The organism is Achromobacter spanius (genome assembly GCF_003994415.1).
Lineage (GTDB): Bacteria > Pseudomonadota > Gammaproteobacteria > Burkholderiales > Burkholderiaceae_B > Achromobacter > Achromobacter spanius_C.
In genome coordinates, this window is sequence record NZ_CP034689.1 from 5,007,072 (window position 1) to 5,033,943 (window position 26,872).

Consider the following 26,872-nt stretch of genomic DNA (forward strand, 5'->3'; position numbering starts at 1 on the left):
ATCAATGGAGAGTGTCATGAGTATATTGGCGCGACACAACGGAGGGAATCGGCCACGCGGGACGGTATCGGTAGTGCGCCAGCTTCCCTTTGTGGAATTCATCGAATTGCTTGAATTCAGTCATCTACGCTTTGAGATGCCGAAGAAGGGGTCCACATCAACATTGGTCGGCTCGCAGGAATGGCTCCGTCAAATTGAGGATGATGTGGCCCAGCCGGGATCTGTTTATGTCTGCACCACGGTCGATGCGCTGCGTCAGGCGGTGCTGGCGCCCGAGAACGCCCAGCTGAAAATCGACATGCCGTCGGATAGCCGCGTGCGGCTGCGGGCACTGTCCCAGCGTCGCGGGCCGCTCGCATCGCGTCCATGCGTGCGTGTAGACTTGCAAGCACTGATTCGACGCGTGCTTGTGCCTGCCAGCGCTCCCGAACACCTTTTCGATCTGGTTAAGCACGTCGTCATGACGCGCGTGTGGGTGGAGGTCGCGCGCGTCTCATCCCCGCGAATCTAACTTGGGCCGTACTGCCCTCTAACTACAGGAACCGACAAGTGCCAGAGTCCAGTCTCGAAATCCTCGCCGCCGTAGTTTTTGCAATTGCCCTTATACATACTTTTTCGGCGCCGCTGTTTTTGCGTCTGGCGCATCGAAGCAAACGTCATGGCGGTTTACTTCATTTGTTGGGAGAAGTCGAAGTCGTTTTTGGATTCTGGGCCGCGATATTGCTTGTCTTGATGGCGTTGGCGGCGTCAGGCGGCACGGCCCTCGCATATGCCGAATCCCGGAACTACACCGAGCCGGCATTTGTGTTCGTCGTAATGGTCATCGCAGCATCATTGCCGGTGCTAACTTTCGTCATGCGCCTAGTCGAACGCGTGGCGCGAGAGCTCCCCGTAAATGACCAGACAGCCAAGGCCTGGCTTTGCCTAGCTATGGTTCCACTCGCCGGCTCCCTTGTTACGGAGCCGGCCGCAATGACGATTGCCGCAATGATGCTGGCGCCGCAAGTTTTCCACCGCGAAATGCCGGAACGCTTGAAGTATTTGGCGCTGGGTGTCTTGTTTGTCAACATATCCATTGGGGGCACGCTGACATCGTATGCCGCACCGCCAGTTTTGATGGTCGCGTCAACGTGGGGCTGGGACAGCGCTTTCATGTTTAAGACATTCGGCTGGAAAGCCGCGCTAGCCGTGCTGGTCAACGCCACGCTGGTGACATTGTTCCTTCGGCCCCACCTGCGTTCGGGAGATGTACTTTCTCTGAAGAAGTCCGCTGTGCCGATGTCTCCCCTCGTCATTGCGGTGCATCTATTTTTTTTGGCGGCGGTGGTTCTCAGCGCACATCACCCCATAATTTTTCTGGGGCTGTTCCTCTTTTTCATTGGCTATACGCAAGCGTACAAAGTACATCAAAGCCCGCTCATCATCAAAGAAGCCTTGTTGGTCGGCTTCTTCCTCGCTGGCTTGGTTGTCCTGGGTGGCATGCAGCAATGGTGGTTACAGCCTATCGTCGGCAGCCTCGAGCCTAACGTGCTGTTCGTCGGCGCTCTGGCGCTCACCGCTATCACCGACAATGCCGCGCTGACGTACCTGGGATCGCTCATCGACGGGATTTCGACTCAGGCACAGTACATGCTGGTGGCTGGCGCCGTGGCTGGCGGCGGCCTGACCGTTATTGCCAATGCGCCCAACCCTGCGGGCGTCGCTTTGCTTCGTGGGAGTTTCGCGAACGGCGCAGTGAGCATGCTTGGTCTTTTGTCAGGCGCGCTGATACCCACAGTGATCGCAGCGGCGTTTTTGTTCTTCTTCTGAAGCGGTCCCGCGGCGCCACCGGCACAGCAAGCGCTGCGGTAGGCTTTGCGCCACGCGTGGGCGCTGTCCTTCGATGTTCGCTTCAAAGGACCTCATCACGATCTGAGGTGTGCGAAAGGCCGCCGCCTAGAACCCGCTTACAAGATATCGAGTTCCCGAACCCAATCAACCGAACGACCGCAATGGGCCGGAATCGGCCCGTCGCGTGCCGCTTGCAGAGGGTGTGATGCGCAGACTGCCCCGCATGGCTTTTTTCAGAAGCCTGGCATGGCAGAACATCCGCTGCGTGGGCAGGTGCTTTTTTTGCTCCTATCGCAGTACCCCGCGGGTCTGAACCAACAGTGATCGATAGATCGTCTCGTGCGAAACAAACACGGTCTTTCCGCCAGGGGATCGAGGTTTCAGCCATCCCGATATCTGTTCGGGGGACCAGTCCGCCTCCAACAAGCGTATCACGACATTGCGCAGCTCCGGCTCCCGAGTGAGCAAGTACGGCTTCGGTCGCCGAGCGCGTTTCAGGAACTGCTTTTCAGCATCGTATGCCCGATACTTCCCTGGGCCACCATGGCGGCCAACCTCTCTCGAGATCGTTGAGGCTGAGCGACCCAGCGCACGACCAATGGCTCGATAACTGGCACCACTGGCGAGCCGTCGAGAGATCGACTCGCACTCTTGTGCGGACAGGCATTCGGCACGGCGTGTTCGGGGACGAGGCGCGATGCCTCCGTGGTACAGAAAAAATCAAATAAGGTGTTGCACTGACCGTCTGAAATTTCGACGCCCGCCATCAGCGCACTCAAACCAGGGACCTTTTTTGAGAACACTGCTGGAAGAGTAAGCAGATGATCCATTCACCAGGCTCGCCAGAGACATCACGAATAGCGGACAACTACCAATGCGCCATCCTTCAGCATGTTGCCACCACACCTCGGTCGGCAATCAAGGGACTCCACAACGGCATGCGAGAACCACGGCGGCCAGACGACCATAGAGATCTGCTCTTGAATTCATGAATGGACTTCATAGCTGCATGCCAACTTCCCCACCTTATCACTACGCCGCACGCGCTCTATAGTTTTATGCGGGTCAAATTGACTGTCATGAAGCCCGAGATTTTGCAGTGCTCCGCCGACAGGCAGCCAGATGCAAAACCAATTCTAGGCGGTCGGCGCCGACCAGCTTGGCTGACGCGACTCATTTCTTGACGCCGCGCAGATCACCGCACAGGGGCTGTAGCGAGCCATGTTCACTCTCATGCAATGAAAGGAATAGCCATGGAACTCAAACGCGCTGGTTCTCAACCTTCCACAAGAGGGCCTGCCGAGTGGTTCACGGGGACGGTTCGCATTGACCCCCTGAACAGCGCTCCGGCGCCTGCTCGTGTTTCTTGCGCAGCCGTGACTTTTGAGCCCGGTGCGCGCACGGCGTGGCACACCCATCCGTTGGGACAAACACTGATCGTCACCGCTGGCTGCGGTTGGACGCAGTGCGAAGGCGAATCTATCGTCGAGATCCGCGCCGGCGATGTCATCTGGTGCCCGCCGGGTCATCGGCATTGGCACGGTGCGTCGCCGACCACAGCCATGACCCATATCGCCATTCAGGAAGCACTCGATGGCAAGAACGTCGAATGGATGGAACACGTCACCGACGCGCAATACCTTGCTGGCCCGCCCAAAGGCTGAGCCGCCTCACTTTAAGGAAAGGACACCCATGTACTCGTTCCACCGCACTATGCGCGAATCCCGTGCAACCCAATCCGATAGGCACAGGAAAGCGCCTCTTCGCCCTGCCGTGTTGGCGGTGACCCTCGGTCTGGTCGCGGCACTGAGCCAAGCAACCCATGCACAGGAGGCCAAGCAAATGAATCAAGTTTCCGCTGGCGCGCCCAGCGCCGCCGAATCCCTTACGGTCCGTCAACAAGCCATCGTACCCATCGGAGCGTTTGCGGCTGCAGGTGACATGGCCAAGCTGAACGCCGCCCTGAATCAGGGGCTGGACGCTGGCATGACGATCAGCGACACCAAGGAAATCCTGGTGCAGCTCTACGCCTACGCCGGCTTTCCGCGCAGCCTCAACGCGCTGGGCGAACTGATGAAGGTGCTGGAAATACGCAAGCAGCGCGGCATCCAGGATGCACCCGGTCGTGAACCCAGCCGTCCCATCCCGAAGGGCGACGCGCTCCTGGCTACGGGAAAGGCCAACCAGACCAAGCTATCGGGCGGGCCTGTGGAAGGTCCATTGTTCGACTTCGCCCCCGTGGCGAACGAATATCTGCGCACCCATCTTTTCGGTGACATCTTCGAGCGCGACAACCTCGACTGGCAAAGCCGAGAACTGGCCACCGTGAGTATGCTGTCGGCGCTGCCCGGCGCCGAGCCGCAGTTGCAGGCGCACATGAAGATCAGCCTGAATACGGGCCTCACTGCGACGCAGTTGCGTCAGCTTACCCACGTGCTCGGCGAGCGCGCGGATGCCGATATGGCTCGCCGTGCGAACGAGGCGCTGGAGCGACAATTGGCTACCAAGGCGGCAAAGTGAGCATTGCCGCCACACATGACGCCAAGTTGACTCCGCGGCTCGGTTCAACCTCCGTCGCGACCAAGGTCACGCCTGGCCGCACTGCCACAAGCGAACGATGCGCCATCAAGACGGCCTTGTCATATGCCATCTGACGCCGCCGTTGCCTCCACACACATGCAGGGCGGTTCAGCAAAAGACACGCGACGCCGCGCGCAGGCGACCCTGATTGCGGCGCTTCTGGGGTTCTTCGTGATCACGCTGGACGCGGTGGTGGTCAACGTCGCGCTGCCGACGCTCGCCCACGATCTGGGTGCCAGTGTGGACGGCCTGCAGTGGGTGGTGGATGGCTACACCCTGATGTTCGGCGCGCTGCTGCTGTCGGCCGGGGCGCTGGTTGACCGCATTGGCGCGCGGCGGGCGTTCGGCATGGGACTGGTGGTGTTCGTCCTGGCATCGATGGCTTGTGGATGGGCCCCGTCGTTGGCGGTGCTGGTGGCAGCGCGCCTGGCGCAAGGTGTCGGCGCCGCGGCCATGATGCCGGCCTCCATGGCGCTGATCCGCCAGGCGTATCCCGACCCGATCCGGCGCGGGCACGCGGTGGCGCTGTGGGCCATGGGCGGCTCCGTGGCGGCCACGTCCGGCCCGGTCATCGGCGGATGGCTGGTTTCGCTGGATTGGCGCTGGATCTTCTTCGTCAACCTACCTGTCGGCCTGTTGACCCTGGCGTTTCTTGCGCGTACGCCTGCTTCACCACGCCGTCCCGCGCCTTTCGACGCGGTGGGGCAGGTGATGGCCATAGTCGCCATGGGAGCGCTGATCTACGGGGCGATCGAGGCGGGCGTACAAGGGCCGGGCGCAATGCCGGTGCTGGCGGCCTTTGCAATGGCGCTGGTTGCGCTGGCAGCTTTCGCATGGTCGCAACTCCGCCGGGCGAATCCCATGGTGCCGCCGGGGCTGCTGGCGCCGCGCAATGCTCGGATTTCGATGGTCGTCGGCTTTACGTTCATGGTCGGCTACTTCGGCCTGCCATTCGTGATAAGCCTGTATCTGCAGCAGCAGCGGGGCCTCTCGGCGCCGGAAACCGGCGTGGCCTTCCTGCCGATGATGTTGATTGGGCTTGTGCTGACGCCGTTCAGTGCGCGCCTGGTACGGCGCTTCAGCGCGCGGACGATGATCGTGAGTGGTCTAGTGAGCATGGCAGCCGGGTTGGCGGCGGTGGCGCTGCTTCCGCCCACCGCGCCCGTGGTGTGGATCGCCGCGCTGATGGTGCTGGTCGGCTTGGCAGGTCCATTCGTCGCCCCGCCGGTGACGGCCGTGCTGTTGTCTAGCGTGCCAGGTGCGTTGGCGGGGACGGCCAGCGGCGTGTTCAACACATGCCGGCAAGTGGGAGGTGCGCTTGCCGTGGCGGTGTTCGGAGCACTTCTGTCGCAGGCATCCAGTTTCACGGCGGGCATGCGCATCAGTCTGTTAGTGGCAGCCGGTATTGCGCTGGTCACTGCGGTGATGGCATTTGGGCTTCACTCTTCAGGAACACCTGAGTTCAATGGATAACCAGCAATTTTTTGACTAACCTACCTCTCAATCGCCGCGGTGCTTACCTGTCGTGCGGCCATAACCACTTGGAAACCTTCCTTGTTTGGCCGAGATGGGCAAAGCCGCGACAGCACAATTTCATGCTTTGCGAGTCGGGGGAAGATTGCTCGACATCCTTTTCATGAAGCGATTTCATAGCTGCATCCCGGTTATGGGTATTTATCAATAAGCGAAGTCGTACTTAAATCTCACCATGTCGAATCGAGATTGGAGTACTGATATGAGTGATTCATTTGCAGGCAAGGTAGCCCTAGTTACGGGCGCCGCTTCGGGCATGGGCCTGGCGACCGCCAAGGCGTTCGCATCGGCGGGCGCAGCGGTCGTGCTGGCCGACGTGAACGAGGCGGCAGTTCGCGCGGCTGCCGATGAGCTGGCAGCGGGTGGCGCTCAGACGCTTGCCGTGCGCTGCGACGTGGCCGACGAGGCGCAGGTCAAGTCCATGGTTGAGCAAGCCGTGACCAAGTTCGGACGCCTGGATGCGGCCTTCAACAACGCTGGCGTGCAAAGCCCGCCCGTGGAGGTCGCCGACATGGATGGGGAAGAGTTTGATCGCGTCAACAGTATCAACCTGCGCGGCGTGTGGAACTGCATGAAGTACGAGCTGATCCAGATGCGTAAACAAGGCAGTGGTGCAATCGTCAACTGCTCCTCCCTGGGAGGGCTGGTGGGTGTCGCGGGGCGGTCGGCGTATCACGCAACCAAGCACGGCGTACTCGGCCTGACCAAAAGCGCGGCGCTTGACTACGCCGCGCGTGGCATCCGCATCAATGCCGTGTGCCCCGGAATCATCAGCACGCCGATGCTCGACAGCATGATTTCTGGCGGCGAGGATGATCTGATCAAGGAAATGCTCAAGGAGCAGCCGATCGGCCGCCTGGGCAAGCCCGAGGAAATTGCCTCTGCCGTACTCTGGCTGTGCGGTCCGGGTTCGACCTTCGTGATCGGCCATGCGCTGGCCGTCGATGGCGGCTACACCGCGCGCTAGGCAATACAGGAGTACTCATGTCCGAACCCAAAGGCTCCATGCCTGGAATCATGGATGGCGAGGGCGTCGCCGATGCGGGTCGCCGCGACATTCTGAAAGCTGGGGCGACGGTGGCCATCGGCGCGGCCATGCCCGCGCTGATGGCCACCGCGAACGCCCAGGCCCAGCCCTCGCACGTCGGGGCAAAGACGCTGATCATTGCCTCCCATCCTTATCCCGACCGTTCTGTCGTCAACAAGGCGTTGTGGGAGGTGGCTCAGAAAGCAAACGGCGCGATGTTCAGGAACCTGGAGTCCGTCTACGGCGATAACATGCGCGGCTTTGACCGCGCGGCGGAGCGCAAACTCTACGAGCAGATGGAGCGGCTGGTGTTCATTTTCCCGATCCATTGGTTCAACCTCACGCCCATGCTCAAGGCCTACATGAACGAGGTTTGGGGATCGGGCCCACCGCCTGAACTCAGGGGCAAGGAGCTGTTCGTCGTGACCACGACAGCCGGCCCGGAAGATGCCTACTCTCCTAAGGGACGCCTGGGCTTCACTATCGACGAGGTACTGACTCCGCTTCGTGCCAGTGCGAAATACACGGGCATGACGTTCGCCAAGCCGCTGTGCTTTTTCGCCGCCTCCGGCAATACCTCGGCGCTGCGTGAGTATCAGCAAGCCCTGACTGCAAGGCTCTGACAGCAAGGTTGCACAAAAAATCCGTGATGACCGATACTTGGGGTATACGAAAAGTCACAGGTCCATGCCCGATGACGGTGCCGCGAAATCAGGCGCATACAGCGCCCTTGCTCACAGGCGAAGCGGGCCAGGCGCACGACGGGTCTAGGTCGACAACGGCGCCTTGGCTGAACGTCGAATGCCGAAAACGATGTACGCCCATAACTTGGCAAGGTACCAGGCAAGTTTGAGATCCCATCGCGGCTTTCGCTAGTGGCCAGAATTACTTCGTAGTCCTTTGAGCGAGCATCGACCTCGCGTCCACGGTGTTTCGCCAGCACATCAGGCGAGCCACTGAGCCCTTGTCACGTCCTATGGAGCTGCCATGAAAGTCGAAGGCCAATGTCATTGCGGTGCCATCACCTACGAAGCGGAGGTGGAGCCCGGAACCGTCATGATCTGCAACTGTGCGGATTGCCAAATGCAGTCGGGCTCGGCGTTCCGAATGAACATCCCAGCGCCTGCGGAGACATTTCGCCTCACCAGTGGAAGTCCGAAGAAATACCTCAAGGTCGGAGACAGCGGCGCCAAGCGCATCCACGGCTTTTGCGGTGATTGTGGCGGGCCGGTGTACTCATTAGCGGCCGAGAATCCTGCAACCTACTCTTTACGAGTCGGCGCGCTCAAACAGCGCTACGATTTAGGGCAACCCATACGACAAATCTGGACCGGGAGACGGTATCCGTGGCTCCCACGCCTGGAGGGTACGGAGGAATTTGCAGGACAGCCATGACGCGCTTGGCGGCCCGTCCAGGCTTCGAGGCACTGCACGAGTTCGGCCTGTAGTGCAGGATCCACCAGCGCGGCTTTACCACGCATAGGCTTGGGGCGACTCACCGCCCGGCCCAGGCCAGATGTCATCCAGGCAGCGCAGCGTATCGTCGGAGAACGAGATCTCCAGCGCCTGAAGTGCCTGCCGGAGTTGCTCGACGGTCCGGGGACCGACGATTGGGGCGGTCACGTCCGGATTGTTGAGCAGCCACGCCAATGCAATCACGGCGGGGGCTTCCCCGAGATCGCCGCACAGCGCTTCGTAGGCCTGAAGCTGCGTCTCGTGCCGTGCCAACGTGGTTCGGACAAGCCTTGCACGGCGGCCCTCCACGGCTTGCTTCTCCTGCATGCCGGCCAGCAGCCCGCGACCCAAGGGGCTCCAAGGCAGAAGGCCCACCCCCAGATGCCGGCAGGCCGGAATCACCTCCAGCTCGACGGTGCGCGTGCTCAGGTTGTATAGGCTCTGCTCGGACACCAACCCCATGAAATGCCGCGACTGAGCCGCCGCCTGGGCCGTGGCAATGTCCCAGCCAGCGAAGTTGCTGCTGCCGACGTACAGCACCTTGCCTTGCTGGACCAGCAGTTCCATCGCCTGCCAGACCTCGTCCCAGGGCGTGTGCCGGTCGATGTGATGCATCTGGTACAGGTCGATGTGGTCGGTTTGCAGGCGGCGCAGGCTATCCTCGCACGCTTTCCTGATGTGGTATGCGGACAGCCGGCGGTCATTGGGCCCCAGCCCCATGGGCTGGTAGACCTTGGTGGCCAGCACGATGCCGTCGCGCCGCGTGCTGTCCTGCGCCAGCCAGCGCCCGATGATTTCCTCTGAGATGCCGAAGCCCTTATCCATGTCCGGCGTCTGCGGGCCGCCATAGACGTCGGCGGTGTCGAAGAAGTTGATGCCTGATTCGACCGCGACGTCCATGATGTGGTGGGCTGCCGCTTCGTCCGTCACATCGCCGAAGTTCATGGTGCCGAGACACAGGCGGCTGACTTTGAGGCCAGAACGCCCGAGATGTGCATATTGCATATACGTGCTCCTTTAGCATGTCCAACACGGCCTTGTCTTCAGCAGGCCGCTGCGGCCTCCCGCTGCTCTCTGCTGATTCCCAGCGGATGGGATCAGGCGGGATCGCGCGGAAGCACCCTCACCGTCGCCGCCCGCGCACGGTCGCTGATCATCGGCCGCAGGTACTGGCTGGTGGAATACTTGGCCCGGTATGCGGAGTCGATCGCGTCGTTGGTGGGGCCGGCGACCGGCTCGAACGTGACGTCGATCACCGATCCTGCCGCCGAAATGCGGCCTGCCCGCTGCTTGATTGCGGCCTGGTACCAGCGAGAGGCCGTGCCGCTATAGCCACGCACGTACAGTTCGCCGTCCACCTGCACGCACCAGATCCAGGTTGGTGTGCCGTAGGTTTTGCCATCGTTGCGCAACGGCGAGATTTTCAGGTCGTCCGCATCCACGATGCGGTCGAGTTGTTCTTGATTCCACATGCTCGTTCTCCGGAATATAGATGCCGGCGCCGGAGCGGCGCAGCCGATGCCTGGTACGAAGCTGGCCGACAGCTCTGCCTATTTACTGCGTTGCCTTTCGGATGGTGACCTTGAGAGGCCCCGGCCGGCGCATGATCTCGACGCCCGAGTCCAGCGAGCCGAGCTTCACCAGTCCGCTGGCGTGTCGGAAGTCCTTGTAAAAAATCGCCAGGTTGCCCCAGGGCGAGTAGTAGGTCAGGTCGCCTGCCTTGGCGGCTGTCCCCGCAGGCGCGTCCTTGGTGGACAACCTCCGAGGCAGGTCGCTAACCTTCTCCGTTGCGGCGTAATCGTCCAGCGTCAGCGACAACGGCAGCAGGGAGGCGAAGTCCCGGGAGCTGTCGTTATCGTCCAAGGTGGCAGTGAGGGTGGTTCCTTCGATGTCGATGCTGATCTGCATGGCGCGATGTTGTTCCTGTGTCGAGGACCTCCTTGAAGAAGGGCTGGAGGCATCGCCCGCTATGGCGCCGGTGGCCACCGACAACGCGGCGGCGCACAGCACGCCCAATCCAAGCCATCTGGCGTTCCTGCGTACCACCCGATCGCCCGAAAGGGTGCCAAGCTCCCCACGTGCAACGCGGGCCACAGGGTGCAGAGTTGTCCTTCGCATCACGCCGCCTTGCGCGCATCCGCCGACAGCGACGACATGTCGATGACGAAGCGATAGTGGACGTCGGAGCGTTCCATGCGCTCGAAGGCTTCGTTGATCTCGTCCATGCGGATCATTTCGCATTCGGGCAGGATGTTCCGCTTGGCGCAGAATTCGAGCATCTCCTGCGTTTCGCGGATGCCGCCAATCAGAGAGCCCGCCACGCGGCGACGTCCCATGATGAGCGGCACAGAAGTCGTCTGCGGAATGCCCCCGATCTGGCCGACCAGTGTCAGCGTGCCATCCACATCCAGCAACGGCAGGTAGGGCGTGAGGTCGTGCTCCACTGGCACCGTGTCGATGATGAGGTCGAAACGCGACTGCGCCGCGCTCATTGCCGCCGGATCGGCCGAGACGATGAATTCGTGGGCACCCAGCGCCTTGGCATCCACGGCCTTGGCGTCGGTTCGGCCCAGTACCGTGACGTGCGCCCCCATGCCGGCTGCGAGCTTGACCGCCATGTGACCCAGGCCGCCCAATCCGATCACCGCTACCCGGCTGCCATGCTGGATATTCCAGGTCCGCAGCGGCGAGTACGTGGTGATGCCCGCGCACAGCAGCGGCGCCACCCGCGACAGATCCAGCCCTTCGGGGATGGACAGCACAAACTCCTCACGCACGATGAGGTGCTTGGCGTAGCCACCTTGGGTAGCATCGCCTGTGATGCGATCCAGGCCCGAGTAAGTGCCGACCAAGCCCTCACGGCAAAACTGTTCATGTCCCTCGTCGCATTGGTCACAATGCTGACAAGAATCCACCATGCAGCCCACGGCGACGTGATCGCCAACGCGGAACTTGCTGACGCCGGCGCCAACCTGGGTGACGCGGCCCACGATCTCGTGGCCGGGCACGATCGGATACAGCGTGCCGCCCCAATCGTTGCGGGCGGTATGCAGGTCAGAGTGGCACACGCCGCAATAGAGAACCTCCATCGCAACGTCGTTGTTCCGCAGTTCGCGCCGCTCGAACTCGAACAGCGCCAGCGGGGTGTCCGCGCTATGCGCGGCGTAGCCTACGGTCTTCATCATCAACTCACATTCTTTGTTGTCTTCCCTGCAATGGCTCTGCCAACCAGAGCCGCCGACAGGGCCATTGCGGAAACCGGATCAGATCGCCTCGGTGCCTCGATCGGGTATGCCAAAGTCATCGGTGTTCATCCGACCCGACGCCCCTCCACTGGATAGCCAGGATCGGTGTAGCCCGGCGTCGAGGCATGGCCGGGCGGCACCAGCGCATCGACGAAACGCTCGTCGTCCGCGGTGAGCTGCACCGTCAGGGCTTCGAGGTAGCTGTCCCACTGCGCCTCGGTACGGGGGCCGGCGATGGTGGAGCTGACCAGACGGTTGTTCAGCACCCAGGCCAGGGCGAAGGCGATCGAGGTCGTGTCGTGCTCGACAGCGCGTGCCGCGATGGCCTGGGCGACCTTCAGCGATTCAGGCCGCCACTCGGTCTGCTGCATGCGCTTGTCGCCACGGCCGGCACGGCTGTCGGATGGCGGCGGCGCGTCCACGGCGTACTTGCCCGAGAGCACGCCGCGCGCCAGCGGGCTGTAAGAAACGACACCCAGGCCGTAGTGGCCCGCGGCGGGCAATTGCTCGACTTCGGCCGTGCGATCGACGATGTTGTAGAGCGGCTCGCTGGCGACCGGACGGTCGATGCCGAGCTGGTCGGCGATGCGCGCCACTTCGGCAATGCGCCAGCCGCGGAAATTGGACAGGCCGAAGTACCGCACCTTGCCCTGGCGGATCAGGTCGCCCACGGCGCGTACGCTTTCTTCGAGCGGCAGGCCCGGGATTGCGCGATGGAAATACAGCAGGTCGATGTAGTCGGAGCCCAAGCGCTTGAGGCTGGCCTCCACCGATTGGTAGATCCAGCGGCGCGACTGGCCTTGCTCGTTCGGGCCGGCCGTACCCGACGCCGGGAAGCCGAACTTGGTGGCGACCACCCAGCGGTCGCGGTCGTCGGCGATGGCGCGTCCGATGATCTCCTCGGAGCGGCCGGCGTGATAGACGTCCGCGGTATCGATGAAGTTGACGCCCTGGTCGCCCGCCTTGGCGATGATGCGCTGCGACGTGGCCTCATCGGTTTCGCCGCCGAACATCATTGCGCCCAGGCACAAGGGTGAGACCTTCAGGGCGCTTTGGCCCAGGTAACGGTAATCCATGGTTCGATTGGCTCTCTCGTGATCAATAGGCTTGGCTGGTCGGACGGAACAGCACTTCGTTGATGTCCACGTCCTCGGGCTGGCTCATCGCGAACGCGACGACGCGCGCGAACGATTCGGCCGGGATGGCCTGCTCGTAGGTCTTGCGCATGCCGGCGGCCACGTCCGAGTCGGTGATGCTGTCGATCAGCTCCGTAGCCACTGCGCCGGGCGAAACGATGGTGGTGCGGATGTTGTAGGGTTTGACCTCTTGGCGCAGGCCTTCGGAGATCACCCGCACCGCGTGCTTGGTGGCCGCATAGACCGTGCCGCCGGGGCCGACCTTGTGGCCGGCCACCGAGGCCACGTTGATGAAGTGCCCGCTCTTCTGGGCCTGCATCACCGGCAGCGCGGCGGCCACGCCGTACAGCACGCCCTTGATGTTCACGTCGATCATGCGGTCCCACTCGTCCACGTGGAGTTTTTCCAGCATCGCGCTGGGCATCAGGCCCGCGTTGTTGAGCATCACGTCCACGCGGCCGTGGAGCTGCACTGCGCGATCGACGAGGCGCTGCACCTGCGCGCGGTCAGTCACGTCGGTCTGCACGACGGCCTGATCGTCCAGCTTGAGTTCGCGCGCCAATGCCTGCAACCTGTCGATTCGCCGCGCGCCCAAGACCAGCTTGGCCCCTTGCCGGGCCAGCAACCGGGCGGTGGCCTCGCCCAGGCCGCTGCTTGCGCCGGTGATGACGACTACCCTGCCTTCGATGTTCTGTGTCATGTGATTTTTTCCTTTCTGAAATACGTTTTGCAGCACTGCGCGCGCAGCACCAAACCCATGCCTATAGACATTCCACTGGAGATGACCGATGGCAGTGCGCTCTCCAGCCGGGCGATGCTTCCAATATCCAAGCGCAAGCGCCTAGCTTTCAACAGCTTCGCAGGCCTGCTTCCGATGGGTCAATTTGAATACGACTGCGCACATTGATAAATAGGCCTTTGACGAATGTAGCCATGAGCCGTTTTCATAAAACTGCATATTGGCAGCTAAATTGACAGCAGTGTTACACCGCTATTCTTCGATCCTTCGCCACACTGGATTGATGAAATTCCTTCATGGCCGCTTGCGGACTCACCCGCTTAATCCCACGGCAGGCCTCTGATACAAACATGGATCGGGCCGCCTTTTTGATGACGGGATACGTCTGTCATCCAGCCTCACCTTGCGATTACGCGTAGGCGAGTAACCAAAGCCGCCGCTCTTGCAGTGGGTTCCGCCGCCGAAAAACGGGTACACGGCGGGCAGTCCCCTGACCCTCCAACCTCAACCACCTCGCGGGGCAACCTATGAAAAAGACGCTTGCAGCAATTTCCCTATTCGCACTCCTGGGCGCTGGCACTGTGCATGCACAGAACATCCAGATCACGCCCAACGGCACCAATCCGTCGAGCATCGGAGACAAGAAGTACTTCTCCGGCCACGCCGTCGTCGACCCGCTCTTTCCCGCTACCGCGGAGTCGCACGCCACGTTCGGCGAGGTGATCTTCGCACCGGGGGCACGCACGGCCTGGCACACCCATCCTGCCGGTCAGATGCTCATCGTCACCGGCGGCCAAGGCTGGGTCCAGCAGGAAGGCCAGGCGCGCCGCGTGATCAACTCTGGCGATGTGGTATGGATTCCGGCCGGCGTCAAGCACTGGCACGGCGCGACCGACAAGACCGGCATGTCCCACATTGCTGTTTCCTATATGAAGGATGGCTCCAACGTCACCTGGCAAGAACTGGTCAGCGACAAGGACTACAGCGAGAAAAAGTAAGCCCGACCGCGGCTTGCATCCACGATGGGTTCGCCGCACGGGGCGTAAATGCCCCGCGGCGGGTTTCCCGCCATAAGACGAATGGAGCACTATGGAACGCAAGTATTTGCTCGCTGGTCTACTGACTAGCGTCTTGGTTGGTCAGGGCGCACTGGCACAAGGCAATGATCGCGTCGATTTCCCTGCAAACTACCGGCAAGGCGTTCACTACGCCACCGTCGAGCGCGGCGGCATTCGCGAGGAAATCTTCACCAGCCGGAATGCCATCAGCGCCGCCAAGAGCGGCAAGCCCCTGCCCAGCGGCACGGTCATCACCATGGAGGACTACCGCGAAGGCAAGCTGTTTCGCTACATCGTCATGGAAAAGCGCATTGGTTGGGGTGAGCGTTACCCCGAGGCCACGCGCAATGGCGATTGGGAGTTCCAAGCGTTTCATCCCGACCGTACGGTGAATCGTTCCGAAAACGTGTCACGCTGCATGGGCTGCCACAAGGGGCAGGCCAGCCGGGACTATGTGTTCACGCTCGACCGCATCAAGAGCGCGGCGGTCCGCCAATTGGAGAACGCGCTGCACCAGGCGCTGGCCCCCAGTCCGACCCGTGGGCACGGGCCGATGCTGGATCATGAGGTGATCGGCATGCTGGCCGCATCCGGCAACGATACACCTGCGGCGGCGACGGAGTAAGCGCCCCGTCCCCGCGAGAAACGCCTGGACAGGGAATGTCCGGTTAGGGCTGGTATCGCAGCGCTTCGGTCACCAGTTTCATCGCCTGCGATGGCTGCCGTCGGCTCGGGTAGTACAGATGGTAGCCCGACCACAAGGGACACCACTCCTCCAGAATGCGCACCAGGCGCCCCTTGGCGATGTGCGGCTGAGCCAGGATCTCCGGCACATAAGCCAGCCCCAGCCCGGCCAGCGCCCCGTCAAGCACTTCATAGATGCCGTTGAAGACCAGTTGCCCCTCGACACGGACGTTGAACTCCCGGCCGCCTTTTTTCTGGAATTCCCAGGCATAGAGGCCACCGTGCGTGGGCAGACGCAGGTTCACGCACCGATGATTGACCAGATCGTGCGGCGTCGCAGGCGGCGGATTCCTGGCGAAATACCCCTTTGTGCCGACCAGCGCAAAACGCTCGTCGGGACCGATCCGTACCGCGATCATGTCCTGCGCAAGTTGTTCGCCGAAGCGCACGCCCGCGTCGTAGCGATCGGCCGCGATGTCGGTGAGGCCGTAGTCGCAGATCAGTTCGATCTTGATATCCGGGTAGTCCACAAGAAATTTGGACAGCTTGGGCCAGAGGATGGTCCTGATCGCATAGTCGGTCGCGGTGATGCGCACGGTCCCGGTCGGTTGGTCTCGGAATTCGCTCAATGCCTGGACCTGTGCGTCGATCTCGGCCATCTGGGGCGAGATGTTCTGGTACAGGCGTTCACCTGCCTCGGTCGGTGACACGTTGCGGGTCGTGCGCGTCAGAAGCCGAATCCCCAAGCTGCTTTCCAGTGTTCGGATGGTGTGGCTCAGCGCTGACTGCGAAACGCCCAACTGCGCTGCCGCCCGCGTGAAACTGCCCTCGCGGGCAACGGTCACGAATGCGAGAAGTCCGCTGTAGTTGTCACGGGACATTCATGAAACTCCTTCATGGGTGCATGCCAATTTTACCAGCTTATCGGGTTTCCGCCTTTTTGCAACAATGTCAACAGCCAGCTTGCGTGCAGGATTTTCTGCTGTCAGACCTAGCCCCAACCCCACCATCGTCATCGCACCTTCGAACTGGGAAACCGCGCTCACGTCACGGAAGGGGATTGAAGATAACCGGCACTTCTTACCAAGGAAGATTTATGCGTCCGAAAGTCATTTGCCACATGATCGGCTCCATTGATGGCCGGCTTTTGTCAGGCCGATGGACTCCGCTGCCTGAAGGCGCGCAGCCGAATACGATTCTCAAAATCTATGAAGACGCCGCCAACCGATTGGGAGGGCAAGGCTGGATCGTTGGCCGCAAGACGATGTCCGAGATGGTCGGTGCGCCCTCGCCCCAACTCCATGAAGCGCCCGCCACCACACTGACGCGCAGCCCCCATGTCGGAAACCGGCAGGAGCGCACTCTTGCTGTCGCGGTCGATCCCAGCGGCAAGCTCCACTATGGAGTGGACCATATCGGGACGGATCATCTGGTGGCGATCTTAGGCGAACACGTGACCGACGAGTACCTGGGCCAACTGCGCGCAGATGGCGTGTCTTATCTGTTCGCAGGTGCCCAGGGGCAAGATCTGGCTGCCGCGATGGAAACGCTGGGCACCACGTTCGGCATCGACACGATCCTGCTGGAAGGCGGTGGCACCATCAACGGCGCTTTCCTCAAGGCCGACCTGATCGACGAGATCAGTCTGCTGGTGTATCCGGGCATCGACGGTCTTGCGGGCATCCCCAGTGTCTTCGAGTACCAAGGAAGCAGACACGACGCGCATCCCGCCGCAGGCCGGTCGCTGCGCTTGCTGTCCGTCGAAACGCTTGCCGCTGGGATCGTGTGGCTACGCTATGCGATCGATCGGAAGGCAAATGGTTGACTGCAATGACGCCGATGGATGCCTGAGGCTGTCTGCTATCTCACGGCCAGCGCCTGCCGGTGGCGGCCAGCCTTTGCGAACCGCGCCTGCATTTACGACACGACTCCCCTCTAGACACATCCCAATTTCGAGTGAACCAGCAGCCATGAGCAGACCCATTACCGACACCGCGAGCGTAGGGCATTCCACCGCTCGCCGAGAGTTCATCCACGCCGCAGTTCTTGCCGGAGCTGCAGCCTTGCTTGCCGGCACTCCCCGCTTTGCAACTGCATCTTCCACCACTGCCAAAAAGGTAAATCGCATGCAACTGACCCAAGAATGGGACAAGACCTTTCCCAAGAGCGACAAGATCGGTCACAAGAAGGTGACTTTCCAGAACCGCTACGGCATCACTTTGGCAGGAGACCTGTATCTGCCGAAGAATGCCATCGGCAAGCTGCCGGCCATTGCCATAAGCGGCCCGTTCGGCGCCGTGAAGGAACAGTCGTCCGGCCTGTACGCCCAGACGATGGCCGAGCGCGGCTTCGCTACGCTGGCCTTCGATCCGTCATACACAGGCGAGAGCGGCGGAGAGCCGCGGAACGTTGCCTCGCCGGACATCAACATCGAGGACTTCAGCGCGGCCGTCGATTATCTGGGGCTGCAATCGAACATTGATCGCCAGCGCATCGGCATTATTGGCATCTGCGGCTGGGGCGGCATGGCGCTGGGCGCTGCCGCTGTGGACAAGCGCATCAAGGCCGTCGCCACCAGCACCATGTATGACATGACCCGCGTCATGTCCAAGGGCTACAACGACAGCACGACGCCCGAGCAGCGCCTGCAAACCTTGGAGCAACTGAGCCAGCAGCGCTGGGCCGATGCGGAAAAGGGCACGCCCGCCTACGGCCCGGTGTCGCTCGAACTCAAGGGCGGTGAGCCGCAGTTCGTGGTCGAGTACGCGGCGTATTACAAGGACAAGAAGCGCGGCTTCCACCCCCGCGCCATCAACTCGAATGCAGCGTGGACCCTCACCACGCCGCTGTCGTTCATGAACCTGCCGATCTTGACCTACATCGCGGAAATCTCGCCGCGCCCGGCACTGCTCATCCACGGTGAAAAAGCGCACTCGCGCTACTTCAGCGAGACCGCTTACGCAGCGGCTGCGGAGCCCAAGGAACTCGTGATCATCCCCGGCGCCAACCACACCGATCTGTACGACCGCCTGGACGTCATCCCGTTCGACAAGCTGACGATGTTCTTCCAGAAACACCTGGCCTGAACGGGTGTCACATCCGACGGTCTGAACCCTTCAGCGTCTGAGCCATGGCCGCACCCATCCACTCAGATAGGTGCGGCATTCTTGCTGAACACGGAGCTGTGACGAAAGCGCGACTGATGGAGATGACTTTGCCGCAAATCAGTGGAGGACAATCTCGATGAAGAAAGTGGTCTTGTTGGGTGCCAATGGCCAATCCGCCAGAGCAATCGCGGTGCGGCTTTTGGAGCAGAGCGACATAGAGTTGACGCTCTTTGCGCGTAGTGCCAAGCACCTACGTGATTTCGAAAGTCAGCGCGTCCACATCGTGGAGGGCGATGCCCGGAACCTCGATTCCCTCAGAGCGGCGATCAAAGGACAGGACGTCGTGATCAGCGCGATGGGGGGCATGGATCTGGGCGACCTCACGGAAGGCGTCGTTCGGGTGATGGAGGAAGTAGGCGTTCGCCGCATCATCGCCATCAGCGCAGGGGGCATCTACGACGAGTTGCCCGAGCCGTTCAACACCTGGGACAAGGGCATGGTGGGCTACACCCGGCCGACCCATCTGAAGACAGCGCAGGTGATTGAGCAGTCCTCGCTGGACTACACCGTTCTGCGCCCTGTCTGGCTCACGGACAAGTCCATCGAGCAGGTCGAACTGACCCGGAAAGGTGAGATATTCAAGGGAACGGAGACCTCGCGCGCCAGCATCGGTCGCTTCGTGGCTGATCTCGTCAAGCAACCAGGGCGCCACATCAAGGCAGACCTAGGCATCAGCCAACCTCATACCGATGGCGACAGGCCCGCCGCCTACCGCTGAGCCGCATGGATCCGCAGCCGCAACGGACTCCCGTGATTAAGGACGAAATCCTCATCCCTCCGGCGCATCGCCTGGCGCGGGCGATGTGCGCCTGCCTAGCCGATGACTATCAGACACGCAGCCCGGTATCGATCCCGCTATCCGCGCAGGCCTTGCAGACCGCCGTTACCGAGTCTTGGTTTAAGCGCTACTCAAATACTACGGCCTCAATGGAAATCTAGTCCAACACTGACGCTCCAGCCCTCTCTCGCAAAGCGTTGAACGTCCGCATTCCGAGATTTTGACTGTCTGCATAGGCATAGGGGCGGAACCCGCCCGTGGCAACTGTCACTCCCTCCCAGAAACAGCCATTCGACGATACGAACCTGCTAGACTTCAAAGGGCCAATTCCTTGTCTGCTGCACGCAGTTCGATGACGTCACCAGCTATAGCTCAATGTCCCCACCACAGCGCGCCGGTTGCCGTAAAACACGGACTGATCGTAGAAACCCGGGGTGAAATAGCGCTTATCAAAGAGGTTGGTCGCACTAATCGAAGCGCGCAAGCCCTTGAGATCTTGACTCAACTGACCCAGGTCATATCGGACCACCGCATCAACCAGGGTGTACCCGCCGATCTTGATCGTATTGGCCGCGTTGTAGGACGACCCAACATACCGGATGCCGCTGCCCAGGCCCAGCCCGGCGAGCGGCCCGGTGCGTACGGTGTAGTCGACGAACAGGCCCGCCATGTGACGCGGCACCGACGCTGGGCGTAGGCCCTTCTTGCTAACGCCGGTGACGAGATTGGCATTGTCCTTGGTGATCTCGGCATCCAGATAGGTGTACGACGCCGCCACGTTCAGGCCCGCGGCCTGCGAGGTCTTCGCTTCCAACTCCAGCCCGCGCGAGCGCACCTCGCCGTCCTGCACCGAATAGCCGGAGTACACAGGGTCCGCGGTCGTGACGTTTTGCTGCGTCAACTGGAACAGAGACGCGGTGATCATGCTGTCGGAACCCGGGGGCTGGTACTTGATGCCGACTTCGTACTGCTTGCCCTTGGTCGGATCAAAATTGCCGCCTCCCCGTGCCGGTGCCATGGTGCCCGAGGCGGGCTGGAACGACGTGGAGTAGCTGACGTACGGTGCGATGCCGTTGTCGAAAAGATAGGTCAGTCCGCTACGGCCGGTGAAGGCTTCCGAGTTGACTGTGCTGGACGCATCGGACAGATAGTCGGATTCCTTGTTGGTGGCCCAGTCATAGCGGCCGCCCAGCGTCAGGATCCAGCGCTCATAGCGCAGTTGGTCCTGCGCATACAACCCGGTCTGATAGACCTGGCTCTTGCCGTCCACCGATTTGAAGCTGTTCCACGTGGTGGTATTGGTGTAGACGGGATTGAAGATGTCCACCGTGCCATTGGTGCCCCCGGTGCGGGATTCGCGGCCGGAATAGTACCCATAGTCCAGGCCCGCCAGAACGGTGTGCTGCACGGCGCCCGTCGAAATGCGGCCTTCGACATTGGTGTCGACCAGGAAGGTGTCGGTGCTTTTCGGGCGGTCCTGCATGCCGAACGTGTAGTAGCGTCCGGCGGTCAGTTGCGCGCTGTTGCGTGCGCCGCTGGACACGTAATCCACGTCGGCGTGCGTGTAGCGCGCCTTCTGACGCACGGTCCAGTTTTCCGTGGCGGCATGTTCGATTTCATAGCCGACCGAGGTGTTTTCGACCGTGTAGTGCGTCAGGTCGGGTTGCCCCAGGAAGACGTCCGACGGGAAGCGGCCAGCCGGGTTGTCATAGACGGTGCCGGTCAGCGGGAGGCTTTGTTCCGAACCGCCGCGCTTGGATTTCTGGTAGCTGGCGTAGACGGTGACGTTGGTCCGGTCGGTGGGACGCCATGTCAGCGACGGCGCCAGATAGAGCCGGTCGTCGGGCGAATGGTCGACCTGGGTGCCACTGTTGCGCGCCACGCCGGTGATGCGGTAAAGCCACTTGCCCTCCTGATCCATCGGACCTGCAAAGTCGAACGCGGCCTGGCGGCGGTCGAAATTCCCGCCCTGCAATTCGATTTCATGCAGCGGCGTTTCGGTCGGGCGCTTCGTCGTCATGTCGACCAGCCCGCCCGGGGCGATTTGCCCGTACAGCACGGACGACGGCCCCTTGATGACGTCGATCCGTTCCAGCCCGTAGGTCTCGATATCGATGTCGTACTGGTTAAACCCCGCGCGCAGGCCGTCCCGGAACGTCGAGAACAGGTTGAAGGCGCGGAAACCTCGAAGGTAGATGTCGGGCGCGCCCTGCCCGCCCGGATAGTCGATGGCGCGAATGCCGGGTGTGTACGCCACTGCGGAATTGAAGTTCTGCACGCCCCGCTGATCCATTTCTTCGCGACTGACGACGCTGATAGCTTGGGGAATCTCGATCAGGGGCGTATTGGTCTTGGTGCCGCCCGACGAACGCACCGCCACAAAGCCGTCGTCGGCCAGCCGTTCGGTGGAGCCGGTCACGGCGATGCTGGGGAGGGTGACCACGGATCCCGCTACGGGCAGAGCCTGCAGCGTGTAAGCGCCCTGCGCGCCGCGGACGGCCTCCAGTCCACTACCCGCCAGTGCGACCGCGAAGCCCGCATCCACCCCATACGCGCCATGCACGCCGGCAGAGGTCAAGCCGCGCGTTTGCGCGGCATCGAACGAGATGGCCACGCCGGCTGCGCTTGCATACTGGCTGATCACTTGGGCCAGCGGCCCGCCAGGGATGTCGAAGCGGCGGGCGGTGGACTCGGAGGCCATGACGGCGCCTTGCGCATGCAGCATCGGCGAGGCAAGCAGGGCCGACGCCATGAACAATAGCGCCAAATGGGACGGCAAGGCGCGCAGGCGCATGCCGCGGACGGAAATAGAGTGAACAGAGGGGTTGTACGACATGAAGTCTCTCAGGAAGACGTGAAATAAAGGTTCTGCCTGAGAGGACGAACGAAACGGCCCAAAGACGCAAATTCTTCAAAAATAAATTCGGACGGTTCCTGAGCTCGGCGTCCGCACGCTTCAACGCGCGACAAGCCGGGTCCAATAGCCCAGCACCCGCGCGGTCTTGACCGGAAAGCCCTGCGTCAACGCGGCCAGGGCCTGATCGGTGTTGTCCAGCGGAAAAGAGCCCGACACCAGCAGGTGGGCAACATCGGCGTCGCACGCCAGACCGCCGCGCCGATATCTGCCCAGCTCGGCCGCCAGTTGGCCCAGCGGCATGTCCAACGCGACGAGGTTGCCACTAGTCCATGCCGCGGTAGTGATGTCGTTTGGCTTGGGGGGGCGACGGTGTCTCGGCTGAACCGCGCCTGCTGGCCAGCATGCAGGACGACGGCCCCCTGCCCTTGTACGGGCTCAATGCGGACCGACTTTTCCAGGACGGCCACGCGCGTCCAGCCATCTTCGGTCTTGACCGTGTAACGCGTGCCTAGCGCGGTGGCCGTGCCCTGGCGCGTTCGTACGAGGAAGGGGCGCGGCGTGGCGGCGGGGTCGGGATGCGTGGATACCAGAATGGCGCCCGATCGCAGGTCCAGGATGCGCGCCTGGGCGTCGAACGTGACGTCGACGGCGGTATCGGTGTCCATCAGCATGGACGAGCCGTCCGCAAGCTTGATGTTGCGCCGTTCGCCGACGGCGCTGTGGTAGTCGGCAGCCCAGCCTTCCCACGGCAGGGTGCGCCATCCCAGCCAGGAGGCGGCGCCGGCGCCTGCCACGAGGCCGATGGTACGCAACACTGCGCGGCGCGACGCCTTGGCCGGCGCCAGCGTGGGGCGGGCGATGCTGCCTGGCAGGCGGCCCATCTGGCGGCAGACCTGCTCGACCTTGCCCCACGCGGCGCGGTGGGCGGCGTCGCTGGCGAGCCAGAGGCTCCAGGCGTGGCGATCGTTGGCGGTAGTGGCTTCCGAACTAAGGCGCGCGTACCAGGTGGCGGCCTCCTTGATGGCGCGCAGATCCCGCGCGCTGAGCGGTGTCTCCGTAGACATCGGCGTGCCGCTCACGGCAAGAGCAGGCAGCAATGCGCCATGGCGCGCGCCAGATAATTGTCCACGCTGCGACGCGATATCCCCAGACGGCGGGCAATCTCAGCATAGGGAAGGTCTTCGCACTGCGCCATCAAGAAGGCCTGCTTGACCTTTAAGCCGAGTCCGTCGAGCATGGCGTCAATCTCGATCAAGGCGCTACGCAACACGGCCTGCGTTTCGAGCGAAGGCACCTCCTGCGGTGGGAGTGCGGCCAAAACCTCGAGATAGGTCCGCTCCAGCGTTTGGCGCCGGAAGAAATCGATCATCAGGCTTTTGGCAATGGTCGCCAGATAGGCGCGCGGTTCCCGAATCTCAGCGGCCGGGTCGGCGTTGGCCGCGCCGCATCGCCCTGTATGCGTCTTCAACACCCTGACGAAGGTGTCCTGCATTAAATCAGCCGCGTCGAAAGGATCGCCCACACGACGGCGCAACCACCCCAGCAGCCACCCATGGTTGTCGCTGTAAAGCGTATGCATCGCTGATACGGCAGCGGGAGGAATGGTGGACACCAGGCGCTCCGGATTGAAAATTTAGTAATGAGAATTACTATCAATTTTCCATCAAACCTGCCGATCTTGGCAAGCCGCGCTTGAGTGGCCGTAATGGGTCGAAATCGGCCTGTCACCAACCCAGTCCAAGCCCGCGGAGGCCATGCAGCCCAGCGTATTGGGCGTGGCCGCATGGCCGATACCAGACCACGCCCGCAGTGTGCCGGACAAGCTCAGGTCGCCACGAGCAAGGGCTCCATGCCGAACAACTAGCGGCCCCGTTTGAAGTTGAGACACAAAATCAATCCTCCACAGGCAGAACGCCTGCGATAGGCCACGCGGGGAATGACGCAAGTCACCAGACAGCGGATCGAGGCCGGTTTTACGTGCGCTCACCCGCCTGAGGTTCCGAAATTCTCCCAGAAAATCACCTACATACGCGGACTGTTGCCATCGCAAGCTGTGATCCCTCCGTACCGTACCTACATGAAGGAATGTACGGTACGCAACTTTCCCAGGTACGACCGTACCTCGCTCGGAGCCGAGGCCACCGACATCAGGTGAAAGTTCGGGCTGGTGAATTCCGCCTGGCAAGAGATAAGGTAGTCCCTGCCAAAGCCGAGATTGCTCCTCCCCTCTACTGCGCGCTAACCTCGTCGCGCCCCTATATCTCATGCGAGCGCCCCCGTGAAAAGTCCTGCCGACCATAAAGCCGAAAGTGTCTGCTGGAGCATGGTGCGCCTCGTCAAAGATAATCAAATCGAATAGATCTGCGGGACTTACGGGCTCCAGGACCGGCGAGGTGCTCGCTGGCGTGGACACGACCACATCGAAAGTTTTAAAGGCAAGCCATTCATCGGCGCTCAATGGCCTGCCCTTCTGTGGATGTACATGAGGATTTCCTGCCTCCGCCGGTAAGACCTTGAGCTTGCGTAGCGTCGACAGTTCACCGAAGTGGGCCGAGGTCTGTCGTCTCAGCACATCCGTGGGTTCCACCACCAGCACACGGTTTGAGCACAACAAAAAAGGAAGCGCCATGATCACGGCAGTCTTCCCATATCCAGTCGGCAAAGACACTATGGCCGGCTCGTCGTAGACCGAAAAGTGGGCCGCCACAGAATGAAGAGCGCCCAACTGGCCTGGCCTAAAACCCGAGTTCGGACTGCTAATGGGTTTCAAAGCCAGCATGTGGCTATGTTCAATGAAGAAATCGGCCACGTCCCCCTCCCGGAATGAACTGGATGACCAATTGTTACTTCAAAGAACATAACAAGCCAGCCTAATTTTTGAGACCTACTCCGAATTATTGCCGCTTCAGGTCTGATGGTCTTCTTTGTTGCGTCCTTCGGAACGAGCGATGTTATTCGCGACCCAAAGGCCGAATGCGATAACAGCTACAAGTACTCCGAGCATCACTGTAGTACCCAGGTCCATACGCTTTTCTCCACAAACACAGCTCTGTCGGTACGCCTGATGATAGCAATCACCGCCGGATATGAACTGAGAATCCGCAGCGCAACGCAACATCGTTCGTAACAGGAAACCCGCTGGGATCCTGCTGGGTTCCTACTTGGTTAACCGCCGGTTCCCACATCAAAACCTAGAGCGGCACTCGACCAATTTGGTTCTGAAACACGGCGTAAAGGAGCGCGCTGTGCCCCAGCACAGTTGCTCAGATCTTGGGGTCCATGAGCGCCGCTGACACAGGATCCATGGCCATCCTCATAGGAGAAATACCCACGGAGCGAGGGAACCTGGCGGCCTGTAGCGGAAACCCAGCAGGTTATGGCCAGGTTTTACTTTCGAACCCAGTGCAAACCGGATGCAAAGCTACCAATCCCAATCCCATTCCCAATCCCAAATCTTTTACTGGCTACGCCAGTGTCAACAGCGTCCGCGCCGCTGTCTGACCTGATAAGCCACAACAGGCCGGATCAATTCCAGATGGGACGCCCTCGTAGATGCAGTGATGGTCCTTAGACGCGTCCACAGCCCGCATGAGCGGTCGAAACACCTAGGGTTACGGGGTAGCAGCCACTTTAGAGTCATTGCAGCCCAGAGCGCGTTCTGCGCGATCTCGCGCTCTGTTTCTGAAACGCGAGTCGAATCTCCGAGTTTTTGCCTTGCAGGGTCTAGAAGACGGTTGGCGCCGTGCAAAAGAAAGTGGGCAAGTCGGAGGGTGTGGCCAGAGTCCTGTATTGCACAATCCAACGACTTCGCTCGCTAGAACGTGAGACCGCCGAGCCAGCCTTCCCTTTTGTCCATGGCAAGAATCGACGCCCACCGGGGCGCCAAGCTTCCCCGCACATTCGGAATATTTGATAGGGGATTTTGATAGGGTGTTTGAAAAGGGCTTTGACTGATGGCGTCAACACTTGATCTCTACGCCAGCCAAGCACTCCGGATCTGTTCGATGGTCCACAACCGGACAGCCGCCCCGCCCCTCGCCCACCGTCAGTGAAGCTGGAACGATCAACGGTCGATGATGTTCCAGACGTGCGTGACTAGGGTGGCAACTGTCCGGCGCCGGCGTCTCAAGGTGGGAGTTATTTTTGCAACGCCACGAGCCGGACTTTTTTGACTGGGAACTGTTTGCCAGGCCGAGATACTCAAATACCCTGTCGGCAATTCAAGCCACTAACTTCTCCGCGACATGAACCGCGCTTGGTCCAGCCATTGCCGACCTTTTTGCTGCGACCCACGTTCCGTGTTTCTGAGCATTAATCGCGCCCCACGCTCCTTCGGTGCAGCATGATCCACCAAGGCCGCCCCTCCCCCCACGATTCACAAGTGCGGACGGTTGCGGCGGGGTGAAATCTACGGACCTGCGGACAAGTTTCAGCGCCTCATACGCGGGATCGCGACCAGCCCGGGGTCGACTCAGCGAAATAATCTGTTAGCCGCCTGAAAGACTCCGTGTCCCTGTCGCAGCCATTCAGACATTGCGCTGGCAACTCCTACTTCCATTGTCGAAAGGACACCCCTCGTATCAGTACTAGGTTAAAGGATGCCCTATCCCCTCATTCCCGTACTAGGCCAAGTCTCCGCAGTTCGGGTCGGATAGACCGTCGACTTTGATTTCCCTCAGCGCAACTCAGAGCGCATTTGACACTGAGGTGTGCAGTATGGTCTCAGTGCAATGCACACAGCACATGCAGAGTACAGGCCGCGACGCTTTAAAAGTGCAACCGC

25 protein-coding genes are annotated in these 26,872 nt (G+C 61.3%); 13 read left to right on the plus strand and 12 right to left on the minus strand.

The window, feature by feature from the left end; all coding sequences use genetic code 11:
- Positions 1 to 16: 16 nt before the first annotated feature.
- Both ELS24_RS22935 and ELS24_RS22940 read left to right on the plus strand, forming a co-directional pair.
- Positions 17 to 511: a hypothetical protein gene (locus ELS24_RS22935; protein ID WP_054428396.1), complete on the plus strand. Its 495-nt coding sequence runs from the start codon at positions 17 to 19 to the stop codon at positions 509 to 511.
- A gap of 38 nt (positions 512 to 549) precedes the next feature.
- Positions 550 to 1,809 carry a putative Na+/H+ antiporter gene (locus tag ELS24_RS22940; RefSeq protein WP_054428397.1) on the plus strand — a complete coding sequence of 420 codons (1,260 nt, stop codon included), beginning with the start codon at positions 550 to 552 and terminating at the stop codon, positions 1,807 to 1,809.
- 309 nt (positions 1,810 to 2,118) lie between these two features.
- On the opposite strand, the gene ELS24_RS31775 is transcribed toward ELS24_RS22940, so the two are convergent.
- Positions 2,119 to 2,544, minus strand: coding sequence for a helix-turn-helix domain-containing protein (locus ELS24_RS31775; RefSeq protein ID WP_081397567.1), 426 nt, complete (start codon positions 2,542 to 2,544; stop codon positions 2,119 to 2,121).
- A gap of 539 nt (positions 2,545 to 3,083) precedes the next feature.
- Here ELS24_RS31775 and ELS24_RS22950 point away from each other — a divergent pair.
- The 6 genes from ELS24_RS22950 (at position 3,084) to ELS24_RS22975 (ending at position 8,365) form a co-directional block, all read left to right on the plus strand.
- Positions 3,084 to 3,494 (plus strand): (R)-mandelonitrile lyase, encoded by a 411-nt coding sequence (locus ELS24_RS22950; RefSeq protein WP_054448032.1) that lies wholly within the window; start codon positions 3,084 to 3,086, stop codon positions 3,492 to 3,494.
- 178 nt (positions 3,495 to 3,672) lie between these two features.
- A complete protein-coding gene (locus ELS24_RS22955) occupies positions 3,673 to 4,350 on the plus strand; it encodes a carboxymuconolactone decarboxylase family protein (protein ID WP_054429200.1) in 678 nt (225 codons plus the stop codon).
- A gap of 123 nt (positions 4,351 to 4,473) precedes the next feature.
- On the plus strand, positions 4,474 to 5,883 hold the full coding sequence (locus tag ELS24_RS22960) for an MFS transporter (protein ID WP_081397566.1): 1,410 nt from the start codon (positions 4,474 to 4,476) through the stop codon (positions 5,881 to 5,883).
- 262 nt (positions 5,884 to 6,145) lie between these two features.
- Positions 6,146 to 6,910, plus strand: a complete 765-nt coding sequence (locus ELS24_RS22965) for an SDR family oxidoreductase (RefSeq protein ID WP_054428398.1) — start codon at positions 6,146 to 6,148, stop codon at positions 6,908 to 6,910.
- Between the two features lie 17 nt (positions 6,911 to 6,927).
- Positions 6,928 to 7,593, plus strand: a complete 666-nt coding sequence (locus ELS24_RS22970) for an NAD(P)H-dependent oxidoreductase (RefSeq protein ID WP_197286516.1) — start codon at positions 6,928 to 6,930, stop codon at positions 7,591 to 7,593.
- A gap of 364 nt (positions 7,594 to 7,957) precedes the next feature.
- Positions 7,958 to 8,365 (plus strand): GFA family protein, encoded by a 408-nt coding sequence (locus tag ELS24_RS22975; protein ID WP_076409393.1) that lies wholly within the window; start codon positions 7,958 to 7,960, stop codon positions 8,363 to 8,365.
- Positions 8,366 to 8,440: 75 nt separating this feature from the next.
- Here the strand turns inward: ELS24_RS22975 and ELS24_RS22980 are convergent, their stop codons facing one another.
- The 6 genes from ELS24_RS22980 to ELS24_RS23005 all read right to left on the minus strand — a co-directional run bounded on the left by ELS24_RS22980 (position 8,441) and on the right by ELS24_RS23005 (position 13,506).
- On the minus strand, positions 8,441 to 9,430 hold the full coding sequence (locus ELS24_RS22980) for an aldo/keto reductase (protein ID WP_054428399.1): 990 nt from the start codon (positions 9,428 to 9,430) through the stop codon (positions 8,441 to 8,443).
- A 92-nt stretch (positions 9,431 to 9,522) separates the two neighbouring features.
- Positions 9,523 to 9,897 carry a DUF2255 family protein gene (locus ELS24_RS22985; protein ID WP_054428400.1) on the minus strand — a complete coding sequence of 125 codons (375 nt, stop codon included), beginning with the start codon at positions 9,895 to 9,897 and terminating at the stop codon, positions 9,523 to 9,525.
- Positions 9,898 to 9,979: 82 nt separating this feature from the next.
- Positions 9,980 to 10,333: a cyclophilin-like fold protein gene (locus tag ELS24_RS31105; protein WP_054428401.1), complete on the minus strand. Its 354-nt coding sequence runs from the start codon at positions 10,331 to 10,333 to the stop codon at positions 9,980 to 9,982.
- Between the two features lie 209 nt (positions 10,334 to 10,542).
- Positions 10,543 to 11,610, minus strand: coding sequence for an NAD(P)-dependent alcohol dehydrogenase (locus ELS24_RS22995; RefSeq protein WP_217482961.1), 1,068 nt, complete (start codon positions 11,608 to 11,610; stop codon positions 10,543 to 10,545).
- Between the two features lie 125 nt (positions 11,611 to 11,735).
- Positions 11,736 to 12,746: an aldo/keto reductase gene (locus ELS24_RS23000; protein WP_054428402.1), complete on the minus strand. Its 1,011-nt coding sequence runs from the start codon at positions 12,744 to 12,746 to the stop codon at positions 11,736 to 11,738.
- Between the two features lie 22 nt (positions 12,747 to 12,768).
- Positions 12,769 to 13,506, minus strand: coding sequence for an SDR family oxidoreductase (locus tag ELS24_RS23005; RefSeq protein WP_054428403.1), 738 nt, complete (start codon positions 13,504 to 13,506; stop codon positions 12,769 to 12,771).
- Positions 13,507 to 14,072: 566 nt separating this feature from the next.
- Between ELS24_RS23005 and ELS24_RS23010 the strand changes: the two genes are divergently transcribed.
- The gene (locus ELS24_RS23010) at positions 14,073 to 14,543 is read left to right on the plus strand and encodes a (R)-mandelonitrile lyase (RefSeq protein ID WP_054428404.1); all 471 of its coding nucleotides are present in this window, start codon (positions 14,073 to 14,075) and stop codon (positions 14,541 to 14,543) included.
- 91 nt (positions 14,544 to 14,634) lie between these two features.
- Entirely contained in the window at positions 14,635 to 15,228 is a 594-nt protein-coding gene (locus tag ELS24_RS23015; protein WP_081397565.1) for a cytochrome P460 family protein, read from the plus strand.
- 43 nt (positions 15,229 to 15,271) lie between these two features.
- Here ELS24_RS23015 and ELS24_RS23020 read toward each other — a convergent pair whose 3' ends face one another.
- Complete coding sequence (locus tag ELS24_RS23020; protein ID WP_054428405.1) at positions 15,272 to 16,168, minus strand: LysR family transcriptional regulator; 897 nt, start codon at positions 16,166 to 16,168, stop codon at positions 15,272 to 15,274.
- 215 nt (positions 16,169 to 16,383) lie between these two features.
- Between ELS24_RS23020 and ELS24_RS23025 the strand changes: the two genes are divergently transcribed.
- From ELS24_RS23025 to ELS24_RS23035, 3 genes are all read left to right on the plus strand, one after another.
- Positions 16,384 to 17,112: a dihydrofolate reductase family protein gene (locus ELS24_RS23025; protein ID WP_054428406.1), complete on the plus strand. Its 729-nt coding sequence runs from the start codon at positions 16,384 to 16,386 to the stop codon at positions 17,110 to 17,112.
- A 145-nt stretch (positions 17,113 to 17,257) separates the two neighbouring features.
- Positions 17,258 to 18,373: an alpha/beta hydrolase gene (locus ELS24_RS23030; RefSeq protein ID WP_076409390.1), complete on the plus strand. Its 1,116-nt coding sequence runs from the start codon at positions 17,258 to 17,260 to the stop codon at positions 18,371 to 18,373.
- A 157-nt stretch (positions 18,374 to 18,530) separates the two neighbouring features.
- Positions 18,531 to 19,172 carry an SDR family oxidoreductase gene (locus tag ELS24_RS23035; protein WP_054428408.1) on the plus strand — a complete coding sequence of 214 codons (642 nt, stop codon included), beginning with the start codon at positions 18,531 to 18,533 and terminating at the stop codon, positions 19,170 to 19,172.
- 418 nt (positions 19,173 to 19,590) lie between these two features.
- Here ELS24_RS23035 and ELS24_RS23040 read toward each other — a convergent pair whose 3' ends face one another.
- The 4 genes from ELS24_RS23040 to ELS24_RS31410 form a co-directional block, all read right to left on the minus strand.
- Positions 19,591 to 22,068: a TonB-dependent siderophore receptor gene (locus ELS24_RS23040; protein ID WP_231689856.1), complete on the minus strand. Its 2,478-nt coding sequence runs from the start codon at positions 22,066 to 22,068 to the stop codon at positions 19,591 to 19,593.
- Between the two features lie 185 nt (positions 22,069 to 22,253).
- On the minus strand, positions 22,254 to 23,153 hold the full coding sequence (locus ELS24_RS23045) for a FecR domain-containing protein (RefSeq protein WP_240669367.1): 900 nt from the start codon (positions 23,151 to 23,153) through the stop codon (positions 22,254 to 22,256).
- Between the two features lie 11 nt (positions 23,154 to 23,164).
- Positions 23,165 to 23,668 (minus strand): sigma-70 family RNA polymerase sigma factor, encoded by a 504-nt coding sequence (locus tag ELS24_RS23050; protein ID WP_054428411.1) that lies wholly within the window; start codon positions 23,666 to 23,668, stop codon positions 23,165 to 23,167.
- An 84-nt stretch (positions 23,669 to 23,752) separates the two neighbouring features.
- The gene (locus tag ELS24_RS31410) at positions 23,753 to 24,868 is read right to left on the minus strand and encodes a DEAD/DEAH box helicase family protein (RefSeq protein WP_231689867.1); all 1,116 of its coding nucleotides are present in this window, start codon (positions 24,866 to 24,868) and stop codon (positions 23,753 to 23,755) included.
- Between the last annotated feature and the right edge of the window lie 2,004 nt (positions 24,869 to 26,872).